At 44.5% G+C, this 12,299-nt stretch carries 7 protein-coding genes; all 7 read left to right on the top strand.

Going from position 1 to position 12,299, the window contains the following annotated elements:
* Positions 1-186: 186 nt before the first annotated feature.
* From H6F93_RS20150 to H6F93_RS20120, 7 genes are read left to right on the top strand one after another with little or no spacing between them, the layout of a single operon-like run.
* On the top strand, positions 187-1,173 hold the full coding sequence (locus H6F93_RS20150) for a DUF4007 family protein (protein WP_190684414.1): 987 nt from the start codon (positions 187-189) through the stop codon (positions 1,171-1,173).
* Positions 1,170-4,718, top strand: a complete 3,549-nt coding sequence (locus tag H6F93_RS20145) for a hypothetical protein (RefSeq protein ID WP_190684411.1) — start codon at positions 1,170-1,172, stop codon at positions 4,716-4,718. The genes H6F93_RS20150 and H6F93_RS20145 overlap by 4 nt, the downstream gene beginning before the upstream one ends.
* Positions 4,666-5,466: a phosphoadenosine phosphosulfate reductase family protein gene (locus H6F93_RS20140; RefSeq protein WP_190684409.1), complete on the top strand. Its 801-nt coding sequence runs from the start codon at positions 4,666-4,668 to the stop codon at positions 5,464-5,466. Before H6F93_RS20145 ends, H6F93_RS20140 begins: the two co-directional genes overlap by 53 nt.
* 27 nt (positions 5,467-5,493) lie before the next feature.
* Entirely contained in the window at positions 5,494-7,896 is a 2,403-nt protein-coding gene (locus H6F93_RS20135; RefSeq protein WP_190684406.1) for a DUF262 domain-containing HNH endonuclease family protein, read from the top strand.
* Entirely contained in the window at positions 7,893-9,506 is a 1,614-nt protein-coding gene (locus tag H6F93_RS20130) for a DEAD/DEAH box helicase (RefSeq protein ID WP_190684403.1), read from the top strand. Before H6F93_RS20135 ends, H6F93_RS20130 begins: the two co-directional genes overlap by 4 nt.
* Complete coding sequence (locus H6F93_RS20125) at positions 9,506-11,326, top strand: ATP-binding protein (protein ID WP_190684400.1); 1,821 nt, start codon at positions 9,506-9,508, stop codon at positions 11,324-11,326. The genes H6F93_RS20130 and H6F93_RS20125 overlap by 1 nt, the downstream gene beginning before the upstream one ends.
* A 19-nt stretch (positions 11,327-11,345) precedes the next feature.
* Positions 11,346-12,299 (top strand): phospholipase D family protein, encoded by a 954-nt coding sequence (locus tag H6F93_RS20120; RefSeq protein ID WP_199313848.1) that lies wholly within the window; start codon positions 11,346-11,348, stop codon positions 12,297-12,299.

Here is a 12,299-nt window from a genome sequence, read left to right as displayed (position 1 = left end):
AAACCGCTATGATAAAAGGTCTTTATATATCCTGCTTAATTTCCTATTGCTGTTAAGGAATTACACTATAGAATGCCATGTAGTCCCATATATGGAGTACCCTTGGAGCTTCAACCCTACATCTATTGGGTCTAGCCATTTTCTTCCTAATCACAGACAATAGGTACATTCGTTCTACAAGGCTCCATGGTAAAGCAAATTAGCCTAAATTTGGGCAAGGTAGACACTAAGAAAATCAGTGTCTTTGCTCGCCATGAGACATTTCATCCTCGTTTCGGATGGATTAAGAAAGGATTTGACAGGACTGTTGAAGATCCAGGCATTTTTTTACGGGAGGATGCCCCCGTCCGCCTTGGTGTTGGAAAAAACATGGTGCGGGCGATTCGGTACTGGTGTACTGCTTTCAAGGTTTTGGATGAGCAGGAGGGGCTTTCCCCAACGGAATTAGGCTCAAGGTTGTTGGCAGACGGAGGGTGGGACCCATTTTTAGAAGATCCTGCTTCTCTCTGGCTGCTCCACTGGAGCTTGCTAACTCCCCCCTGCTATGCCACAGCTTGGGATTTTACCTTCAATGCTTTCCGGCAAATCGAGTTTTCCTCTGAAGATTTGTTTCTAGCACTCTGCGATTACCTGGATGGGCAGTCAATTCGCGTTGCCGATTCTTCATTAAGAAAAGATATCACTTGTATTTTGCGGATGTACGTTGAGCAGGAAGGGAAAGCAGGTTTTAACGAGGATCTGGTGGATTGTCCATTTACAGAGCTTCGCCTGCTCTATACCTCTGGGGACTCCAAGCAGTACGAGTTTCAAATCGGCTCTAAGGACAATCTGCCTGCTGAAATCATTGTCTATGCTTGCCTAGATTTTGCAAGTCGGGTTAGTAAACATCAGCGGACTATTGCACTTTCGCGCCTTGCTTTCGATCCCAATAGTCCAGGTCTTGTATTCAAACTGTCGGAGAGTGCGATCGCTGAGGCAATCGAGCGAGTTGTTCGCCACTCAAATTCCCTCTTCCTGTCAGATACGGCTGGGTTAATTCAGCTTTCTTATACCGAAGATCCAACAGCCTTAGCCTTTGAAGTCTTAGAGGGCTACTACCAGGGTGGGCACAGAACCCCTGATGGTAATACAGCTTCGGGTTTGGAGAGTGCGAATGAGGGGAGAGTATCATGACAAAGCAAATTTTATCTGAATTTTTCAGCCTCAATCGCCGCTACTCCCGCTCGATTAACTTAGAGCGTGATTTTGAGTTGCCAAACTCCGTTCTGGGTTACATTTTGACGGAGCGGGCAGTTGATGCGCTTCAGCGGATTTTTGCCTCAGTTACGAAGTCTCAATCAACCCGTGCTTGGACGCTGACAGGTGTGTACGGTACGGGTAAGTCTGCTTTTGCCCATTATCTGACCTCTCTCTGTGCCCCAGTAGAGAACCAGATGCGCCACTATGCCGTAGAGATTGCTCAGAAGGCTTTGGGAGCAGATAGTTCTGAGTATGAAGCATTAGAAACCGCACTGCCTCCACAAGGATTGTTCAGAGCTGTTACCGTTGGGCAGCGAGAACCATTACGCTACACCATCGTTCGGGCTTTAGAGCGGGGAGCCGACACTTTTTGGAAAAAGGGACGCAAACCCGCGATCGTTCGTCAGTTAACAGATTGGGCAGCGGAGGTCGAGGTCGATCGCACCACATTTACCAGTCGTCAAGTGCTGGCTGCGGTTAAGGAAATTGCAGAGGCAGCTAAGACAGATATTCTGCTAATCATTGATGAATTAGGAAAAAATTTAGAATTTGCTGCTCATAATCCAGGGTCGGATGACCTTTATCTCTTACAACAGTTAGCGGAACTACCTCGCAAAAATAACTTTCAAGTTTACGTGATTGGCTTGCTACATCAAGCTTTCGCAGAGTATAGCCAACGGCTTGCTTCGGCAGAGAAGAATGAGTGGGCAAAAATCCAGGGTCGATTTGAAGACATTCCGTTTACAGAATCAACAGAGCAGATGACTCGGTTGATTGGTCAAGCTATCGACTCTTCCAAAGCGAGTAAGTACGAATTCATCATTCATAAACAGGCTAAAGAGTGGAGTAGTACTCTCAAATCTGCAACAGACCTATCTGAAATCTCAACCTCAATTCTGGCTGCTGCGTATCCCTTGCACCCAATTGCAGCCCTTGCACTGCCGATGCTCTGCACCCGCTACGCGCAGAACGATCGCTCTCTATTCACGTTTCTGACTAGCTCTGAACCCCATTCCTTTGCCAATTTCCTTGAAGAAGCAGCCATTGAGGAAGGAGACCAAATCCCAACTCTCAAGCTCCATCAAATTTATGATTATTTTGTGGAATCCGTTGGGTCGGGGATCGGTTCTCGACCGACCTTACAACGATGGCTTGAAATCCAGGGTTTAGTCTCAGATGCCAAACATCTTGACCCAGATAGCATCGCTGTCCTAAAAACCATTGGAACGCTAAATCTGATCACCTCAACAGGTGCTTTTAGAGCGACTCGCAATCTTGTGAAGTTGGCTCTCATGAATCAGGTTGGAGAGAAGGGCAGCCAAAAGCATTGGGATCAAATCATCAAGAGCCTTTTGGATAAAGGACTTGTAACCTACCGTAAGCAATTGGATGAATTGCGGATATGGGAAGGATCAGACTTTGATGTTGAGCGGGAGATTACAGCTTATGTTGAAAAGGAGCGATCGCCCCTCGCTGAAATTCTGACTAAAATCAGCCCTCTCAAACCTCTAATTGCCCAGCGACACAGCTACCGCACTGGAACGCTCCGATATTTTGAACGGCAATATCTTGGCTCTCAGGCGGAGCTAGAGGATTTGAGTTGTGCCGAGTCTGACTGTGATGGGATAGTTGGCTACTGGCTGAATGAGGAGTTTCCCCAACAGGTTCCTACTGAAACAAAGGACGGAAAGCCATTTATTTTGCTAATGGCTGCAAATTTAAATGTGCTCAAAGTCCGGGCAATGGAGTTTGCTGCTTTGAAGAAGATTCAGGCAGCCGCGACTCAACTTCAAACAGATGGGGTGGCGCGAAGAGAGGTTCGGCATCGGCTCGTGCAAGCAAAGCGCCTGTTAGACGAGTCGTTGAACCAGACATTTAATCTAGCCCACGGGGAGACGGTTTGTTGGGTTCAGGGTATCCAAGAGCAGATCAGCCATACAACAGATTTCAACGCCAAGTTGTCGGAAGTGTGCGATCGCGTCTATGACAAAACCCCGATTCTTTGGAACGAACTAATCAACCGTCGAGAACTGACCTCTCAAGGTGCAAAGGCACGACGAGAGTTGATTGAAGCTATGCTGGATCGCCCCACCCGGGAACGATTAGGGCTAGAGGGATACGGTCCAGAAGTAGCCATGTACTACTCCGTACTGGGAGAAACCGGTATTCATCAACAGGATGGCGATGAGTGGGGCTTTCAACCTCCTAGCCAAGATTCTGGGATTTGGACAGCTTGGCAAGCGATCGAAGGGTTTTGTCTGAACGCTAAGGGAAACATCCAGACTCTAGATCTTCTCTATCACCACCTAGAACGTCCTCCCTATGGTGTCAAGCAGGGAGTAATTCCATTGCTCCTGGTAGCGGTTCTTTCCCACCATTTTGATGATGTCAGTGTCTACAAAGACGAGGCGTTTATTCCTGTTCTTAGTTCTGAGCATTTTGAACTGCTGGTTAAAGATCCCTCCCGTTATGGCATCAAATATGTAGAAGTCGCGGGATTACGGGCGCAAGTCTTTAAAGAATTGGAGTCTGTTTTACGAGGAGCAGGGGCAAAAACTCAGCCTAAGACTCGCAACACGACATTACTATCTGTCGTAAAACCCCTATTCCAATTCGTTCGTCGTCTACCTCCCTATACCCTCAAAACAAAACGTTTGAGCAAACAATCACAAGCCGTTCTCCAAACGCTAATTCGCGCTCAGGAACCAGATGAGTTAATTTTCAAGAGTCTGCCTGAAGCTTGTGGGCTATCACCAATTACTACTGACCAAAATGACGACAGCTCTATAGCTAAGACACTACGCAAGAAGCTAGTTCAATCCCTACAGGAAATTCAGAATGCCTATGAAAAGCTTCTGAGTGAATGCCAATCTTTGCTGCATAATGCCTTTGGTGTTCGGAGCGAAGAGAAGCTCCGAGAAGACTTACGGGTGAGATCTGGGTATTTAGCCGATCAATGTATTGATCCTCTGCTACGGCGTTTTACGCTAGCAGCTATAGAAGAATCTACTTCTGACCATGAGTGGGTCGAGGCTTTAGTGATGATTGTGGCAGACAAACCTGCCGAGTCTTGGACGGATGAGGATGTCACAGCCTTTGAACTAAAGTTGAGCGACCTCGCCAGACGATTTAAAAATCTGGAGGCCCTCCAAACAGAGGTAGCTGCCTCCAAACAAAAAGGATTTGAAGCTCGTCGGGTAACGATTACCCGCCCAAATGGTCAAGAAGTCCACCGGATGGTTTGGCTGGATCATGAGCAACAAGGACGGGTTAATGAGCTTGTTGAAGACTTTTTGGGAAAGCTAGACTTGTACGACGATATTCAGCTTCAGCAAGCTTTTGTTGCTAGATTAGCCGAAAGAGTGCTGGGTGCGGATTCCCAGGAGAGTGTTTCCAAGTTACCAACCAAGCGGCAAGGTCGTCAAAATGCCAAAGAAAAAGGTCAGACACATTCTCGGACTCTCAGGCGGCAAGGATAGCACTGCGCTCGCGGTTCTGCTCCACAAGGAAATTCCTCAGATGGAGTATTTTTTCTGCGATACCCATAAAGAGCTACCTGAAACCTATGAGTACCTCGATCGAATCGAGGCACGTCTTGGCATCAAAATCCAAAGGCTGAGTGCTGAGAGAGGTTTTGACCATTGGCTAGATGTCTATGGAGGCTTTCTTCCGTCTCCTAAAAGCCGCTGGTGTACCAAGCAAATGAAAATAATTCCCCTAGAGCGATTTATTGGGGATGATGAGGCTATCAGCTATGTTGGCATCCGGGCAGACGAAAACCGAGACGGCTATATCTCAACAAAGCCCAATATCAAACCTGTTTTCCCCTTCAAAGAAAAAGGTTTGGTAAAAGCAGATATTCTTCAGTTGCTAGAAGATAGCGGCATTGGCTTACCTGAGTACTACCGTTGGCGCAGCCGATCGGGCTGCTTCTTCTGCTTTTTCCAACGTAAGTATGAATGGGTCATGCTTGCTCAAGAACATCCAGATTTGTTTGCAGAAGCAGTTCGATATGAGCAGGAACACAGTGATGGTAGACAGTACACCTGGACTCAAGGAGAAACTTTACAGGAATTGCTAGCTCGGAGAGACGAAATTATTGCTGAACATCATAAGTTGGTTGAACAAAGAAGAAGAAAAAACAACGTAAGTTCTTTGGCTGAAGCTTTAGAAGCCATCTTAGATGAACAAGATGAAGTTTTGCCTTGTCTAGCTTGCCACTTATGATGCTGGTCAATCTTAGGGAGTGTATTAATGACAACGAATGTATCAAGAATCTACAAGCCCGAAACATTGACAGTATTTGATCTTCTGAATGAAGATGTTGGGTACTTTGTTCCCAACTATCAGAGAGAATATAGCTGGGACTCTGAGAACATTATTGATCTAATGGAAGATATTGCTTCCGGGGTGCAAGAATTAGTTACTGAAGGTAGACATAATCACTTTATAGGAACGATGATTATTGTTCCTAAAAATGATCCCGAAGGCTTAAACATGGATGATCGGCGTGTAAAGCCGCCTAGAACAGATGTAATAATCGATGGACAGCAACGAATATCAACAATCGCACTTCTTGGCTGTGGGTTGTACCGAAAAATTTCTACCGCTGTTAAACGCTTAAATAGCAGAGCTTTAAGTAGTGGAGCAAGAAATACCATTGATTTGTCTATCATTACGGATATTGCTGTAAATAACTACTTAATTTATTTGAGTAGGTTTTTTTCTTATTCTGTAACACATCCATCTGCAATACCTCAAAAAAAACCAAACATAATCAGATATGACCTAGATGAATTGACATTCTGTGGAGATGACAGTAAGTACACCTCAGATGTCTCATCCTATTTAGCACAATTTATTCGAGCGGTATGCAGTTTATCAACCTCCCTACCCTTACCTCAAGGGAAAACCCGTGTTGCACAAAACTATAGAGCGATTACTTCTTCATTAACAAAGTTTGAAACAGCCCACACATCATCAGGCAGTAGTAAAGTATATCCTTCAGCTACAGAAATACTTGAATGGTCTGAAAATCAAAGAATTAGCAGGGATGAAAAACCTCCTTTATGGGATTCCCTCTGGAATCATGATTTCTCAAGCTACTTAAATTTTCTACGCTCAACACAGACTGAGACATATGAACAGAGAAAACAAAGTTGTCTTTCGTCATTAATTCAACTTTTAGCTTTCTCATACTATGTTTTTGACTGTTGCTGTTTAACAAGAATTGAGCCTCTTTCGGAAACTAGCGGGTTTGATATGTTTCAATCGCTTAACGCGACTGGAACTCCTTTAACAGCAATTGAAACATTCAAGCCTTCTGTTATTGCCTATCTTAAAGTCAATAATATTTCTTTTGAGAATTCTGAATTACAAAAGAATTTTTCTCAAATTGAAGCTCTGTTAAAGCCACAACTTAGTGCTTCTACAAAGAATAAACTGACTAATGAATTTCTCACAATGTTTGCTGTTATCTATAATGGCGAGAAACTGCCTAAAAGATTCAGTAGACAATTGAAATGGTTGACTACAGAGTATAGCAGTTGTGGGACATCTGAAGAGCATGCAGCATTTGTTCAACGGATGTCCTACCTTGCTACTTATTGGCTTAATGTCATTAATTATAAGTGGAGTGATAGCTGTACAGTTATCCCTAAATTAGAGTCAACTCCTGAAAATGATTTAGCAACTCTTTGCATAATGATGCTTAATGATGCAGGACATAGAATGGCTCATTCTGTGTTGAGCCGCTTCTATAGCCGTGTTATTCAAGGAGTACCTAATGCGGAGAAAGACTTTATTGAAGCAACTAAAGCAATTGCCGCATTCTATGTAATTTGGCGATCTGCACATTCAAACTCTGGTTTAGATGATGTATACCGAGATCTACTTGCTGATAAATTTTCTTGGAAACAAGGTGACTCTCAACTAACACCTAATGTTCTCAAGGAGTATCTAAGAAATAAATTACGTGATGATAAAGGTTGTGGAGGTAGAAGAAATTGGCGAGAAAAGGCATCAATTAATCTAACTTATGATAAGGCTGCTCCAGCTTGTAGGTTTGCTCTATTTTTAACTGCTCACGACACGGTTGCTAGTCGAATAGCTGGTTTGATGGAAAAAGGAAGAGCGGGTTCTAGCTCATGTTTAACACCTCAAATGTGGCAGTCTGAAGCACTTAATAGCATTGAACATATAGCACCACGTAAGCCAGAACCAGGACACACATGGGACTCACAAATTTATAAGGAAGGTAGAGTAGAAAGAATAGGTAACTTGACCTTACTACCTATTGAAATTAATATCTCTGCTGCAAATCGAGGTTGGCTTGAGAAGTGGATTTATTATCGGCACCTTGCAGTCACTAGCCCTACTGAATTAAATAGCTTGAGAGGACAAGCTAATAGTTTAGGGGTTGTACTTGCTGATTCAACTATTTTGCGTTTAAGACAATGCACTTATAAGCAGCACATGGAATCGATTGTTAGTTGTAAAGCGGATATAGGAGCAAATTGGAGCAGCAAACTTATCGAAGCTAGGACAAGCCGTATCTGTGGAATCACGTGGGATCGAATTTATCCTTGGTTAGCTGATTCATCACCTGCTCCATCTGCCACACCAGCTAGAAGAAGATCCAACAGATCGAGAGTATGAATTTTGGTGATTTGATTTCACGGGCTGATGATGAAACACTACAAATTCTTCTAGGTAGTGCAGCTATTCGTTTGTTAAAGTTACTAGATCCTGGTCTTGCTACTCCTACGCGACTGCGAGAGATCCTTCTCGAATTGCGTTCTCCTAAGAGTCTACTTCTATCTAAAGAATACCGAAATCTACTGATAGAGTTACTACGTCCGGAACAGGCAAAAATTCTTGCAGTTATTCTAAACCAACCTAATCACTCAGATACTTTTGAACAACTGAAGAAGTTAAGAATACGGCATGGTTCAGAACAAGAGCGTACCTTGCTTGAGTTTTTTGAAGTTTCTTTTATTGAACCTGAGCTTACCAATAAAACTTCTCCAACAGAGCCAATCACTCCAGCTTATTCACTATTTAGTCACCAACGTAAAGCGGTTCGGAAAGTTAAACATTACCTTAATTTAGAACCTAAGCGAGTTCTGCTTCATATGCCTACAGGTTCGGGAAAGACTCGTACAGCAATGAATATTGTTACAGACTACTTGCGATCGCAAGAACCAGCTTTAGTTGTTTGGTTAGCGTATAGCGAGGAACTCTGTGAGCAGGCTGCTACTGAGTTTCAGCGAGCTTGGCAATATTTGGGCGATCGTGATGTCTCTCTCCATCGATTCTGGGGGAATCATGATCTTGAACTCGATCAAGTGCGAGACGGAATTGTTGTGGCAGGTCTATCCAAAATCTACAGTCGGGCTAAGACCAGCATCCAGTTTATCAATAGACTGGGAAGTCGCAGTTCCCTCGTTGTTATTGATGAAGCCCATCAAGCGATCGCAGAAACATACAGGCTAGTTCTTGATGCTCTCGTAGTGCCTTATGACAAAATAGGGCTACTAGGGTTAACAGCAACTCCAGGACGTACTTGGGCTGACGTTAGTGCTGATGCAGAATTAGCAGACTTCTTCGCACGGCGTAAAGTCACCCTCGAAATACCAGGATATGACAGTCCAGTCGATTATCTAGTTGCTGAAGGATACCTAGCAAAAGCAAATTACCGCCCCTTATTCTACGAAAGTGGTTTGAGCCTTACTGAGCGTGACCTCAATCGCATTAAGGATGAACTAGAACTACCGCAGCACTTGCTTGATCGTCTCGCTGAGGATGAACAGAGAAACCTCCGTATTTTGCTGGAGATTGAGGATCTTGCTTTACGGCATCAGCGAATTATCGTCTTTGGTATCTCCGTTCAGCACTCCAAACTGCTTGCCGCAGTACTTCGCGCTAGAGGCTTTGTTGCCGATGCCGTAACAGGCGATACTCCCCCACAAGAGCGAGAACGCCTCATCTCTAGCTTTAAAGATAGTTCTCCTGAAACAAAAATCCTTTGTAACTACGGTGTCCTGACAACTGGCTTTGACGCACCTCGTACCAGTGCCGCAGTGATTGCCCGTCCAACCAAATCCCTCGTTCTCTACAGCCAAATGGTAGGACGTGCCATTCGAGGAGTTAGGGCAGGCGGGAACGAGACGGCTGAGATCGTAACCGTAATTGATAGTGATTTACCAGGATTTGGTTCCGTTGCAGAGGCATTCAGTAATTGGGAAGACGTTTGGAGGCAAAACTAATGGCAAGCAACCCGCATGATATCGTTCCCGCTCACCTTGCAGTTCAAGCGATGCGTGACAACGGCTATAAAAACGCCGCTTACGCGATCGCAGAGTTGATGGATAACGCAATTCAGGCGGGTGCAACCCAAGTTGAATTACTTTGTGGAGAGAGAAAAGAAGCATCAGGACAACGGAAGCGATCGCGAATTAACCAAATCGCCGTACTGGATAATGGTCGTGGTATGGACACGGCTGTTCTCCGGCTAGCCCTTCAATTTGGCAATGGAACCTATCTGGATGAGGACAAGCATGTGGGTATTGGAAGATTCGGCATGGGCTTGCCGTCTTCCTCCGTGTCTCAATGTGAAAAAGTAGATGTTTGGTCTTGGCAAAACGGTGTAGACAATGCTCTCTATACCTACCTTGATTTGGAGGAAATTAAACAGAAGAAATTAACTGAAGTACCAGAACCAAAATCTAAGCCAATTCCAGCAATTTGGCAACAAGTGGGTAAGAACTTTGGTAAGACAGGTACTTTAGTTGTCTGGTCACGTATCGATCGCTGCATTTGGAAAACTGGTTCTGCCATCATTGATAATTCCGAATTGATTATTGGCAGAATGTACCGAAAATTTTTGGAAAGCGGTCGAGTCTCCATTCGGATGTTAGCTTTTGACTTGGATAATCCAGGTACGGCAATTGTTCCACTCAAAAAAGCTGCACCTAACGATCCTGGTTATCTTATTGCAGAAACCTCTTGTCCTGCTCCATTCGACAACCAACCGATGTTCCAGCCTTGGGAGGGGGACAGCGAATATGAATGGACTTGCCCAATAGAGTTTCGTGATAAAATCCATGAGGTCAAAGTACGTTTTTCTTATGCAAAGGAAGAAGCCCGTGCTGGACAGAATCCTGGTAGCTTACCGCATGGGCAGCACGCAGCAAAAAATGTAGGCATTTCGATAGTTCGTGCTGGACGAGAACTAGAACTTGACCAAACTCTAGTGATTAAATATGACCCAACTGAAAGATGGTGGGGAATTGAAGTTGAGTTTCCTCCATCTTTAGACGATCTTTTTGGAGTTACTAATAACAAACAATCTGCTCGAAATTTTGCCGAACTCGTCAAGTTTGACATTGAGTCTCTTCTGAAAAATGGAAAGACCATTAGCCAACTTAAAGAAGAGTTTCAGGAGGATGAAGATCCACGAGGACCACTGTTGGATATCATCCAAAAAATTGATTCTCAATTAAACATTATCCGTCGCCTCCTTAAAGCTCAAACCAAAGGAACGCGGAGCGGTAATAAACGCCATACAGGACCTGTTGCAGAGCAAGTTGCTACTGCTGCTACAGAGGAACGAAAAAAGGAAGGGCACGTTGGTCAAAGCGATCGAGACGAGTCCAAACCTAAAGAGATTCGCCAAACTGAGATTACAGAGACGCTAACTGATCAGGGAGTCACAGAGACTCAAGCAAAGGAACTGGCAGCAAAAACGATCAACGATGGACTGAAGTACACCTTTGCTGAAGCTGATCTAGAGACAGCAGCTTTTTTCTCCGTTAAACCTAGAGGTGGCGCAATCATTGTCACCCTAAATACAAGCCATCCTGCCTACGACAAGCTTGTTGAGGTTATGGAAAAAGATGTAGACAACGTTGATGCAGAAACACTTAGGACTCGGCTTAGCAACTCTTTAGAAGGTCTCAAACTTCTACTCATGGCTTGGGCGAGGTATGAGGATGAGCAACCGGATGGTAAACGGCGACAAGCAGCCCAAGATACTCGTGTTGACTGGGGAAGGATTGCCCGCCAATTTTTAGAGCTTGAGGAGTAGACAGGAAAAGGCAGGAAACATGGTTCTCCCTGGAAGCCAGTTAGAGGAGTTGTGTGCCCAAGCTTGTAACGAAGTCATTCTTGTTGCTCCATTCATCAAGGCTCCGGCTTTGGCAAGACTGCTATCTAAACTCCCCCCTCAAATCTCCCTCAAGTGTGTAACTCGTTGGCGACCAGAAGAGATCATAGCTGGTGTAAGTGATCTAGAAGCATGGACTTTGCTTAAGGAACGTCCCGACGCTTCACTCTGGCTAAGACCTGATTTACACGCTAAATATTACCGTGCTGACCAAAAGTGCCTGGTTGGATCAGCCAATCTTACATCTACAGCCTTGGGTTGGGTCAGGCAGATTAACTTGGAGCTTTTAGTTCCTCTGCCTACGAACAATGCTCAACTATTAGAGTTTGAAAAGGAGTTGTTTGCTGGCTCTATCCAAGTTGACCAAGCCATTTTTGCCCAAATGCAGTTAGCTGTTCAATTATTAGGGGAGCAATATCCCAAAATTCTCCCTCTTGAGGCTTCACCTCAGTTAGAGTCTGAAGAAGAATCTCAGGAAGCGATCGCTACTGATGCTTGGCTTCCAACTCTACGAAATCCTGAAGATCTTTATCTTGCCTACAGTGGGCGTTCAGAGGAACTCAGTACAGCCAGTCGGGAGGCAGCTTTACTGGATTTAGGCGCATTCCCAATGCCACCAGATTTGCCTAAAGCCGCTTTTCAAGTATATGTAGGTTCCCTGCTCCTTCAGAAACCAATTGTCCGTCAAGTAGATTTACTTCTTTCAACTCCTCAAAGATTTGGAGCGGTAACAGATTTATTATTCTCTTTGGCTTGCAGCCAATCTCCAAACTTTGATGCTGATCGTGCTTGGCAGACTCTAATGCGTTGGTTACGTTATTTTCTTCCAAATCGCTATACTTTGTCAGTACCTAATCATTCCGAGGTTTTCGGCAGAGTCAAAAGCGATTTCTAA

Origin of the sequence: Leptolyngbya sp. FACHB-671 (assembly GCF_014695745.1) — a bacterium.
Lineage (GTDB): Bacteria > Cyanobacteriota > Cyanobacteriia > Elainellales > Elainellaceae > JAAUTN01.
The sequence above is the reverse complement of the archived record's forward strand: the minus strand, read 5'-3'. Positions and strand labels throughout refer to the sequence as shown.

What these genes read in the sequence shown, in the direction of transcription:
- H6F93_RS20125 (WP_190684400.1), top strand. Translation starts at nt 9,506, where the DNA reads ATGGCAAGCAACCCGCATGATATCGTTCCCGCTCACCTTGCAGTTCAA.
- H6F93_RS20130 (WP_190684403.1), top strand. Translation starts at nt 7,893, where the DNA reads ATGAATTTTGGTGATTTGATTTCACGGGCTGATGATGAAACACTACAA.
- H6F93_RS20140 (WP_190684409.1), top strand. Translation starts at nt 4,666, where the DNA reads ATGCCAAAGAAAAAGGTCAGACACATTCTCGGACTCTCAGGCGGCAAG.
- H6F93_RS20150 (WP_190684414.1), top strand. Translation starts at nt 187, where the DNA reads ATGGTAAAGCAAATTAGCCTAAATTTGGGCAAGGTAGACACTAAGAAA.
- H6F93_RS20120 (WP_199313848.1), top strand. Translation starts at nt 11,346, where the DNA reads ATGGTTCTCCCTGGAAGCCAGTTAGAGGAGTTGTGTGCCCAAGCTTGT.
- H6F93_RS20135 (WP_190684406.1), top strand. Translation starts at nt 5,494, where the DNA reads ATGACAACGAATGTATCAAGAATCTACAAGCCCGAAACATTGACAGTA.
- H6F93_RS20145 (WP_190684411.1), top strand. Translation starts at nt 1,170, where the DNA reads ATGACAAAGCAAATTTTATCTGAATTTTTCAGCCTCAATCGCCGCTAC.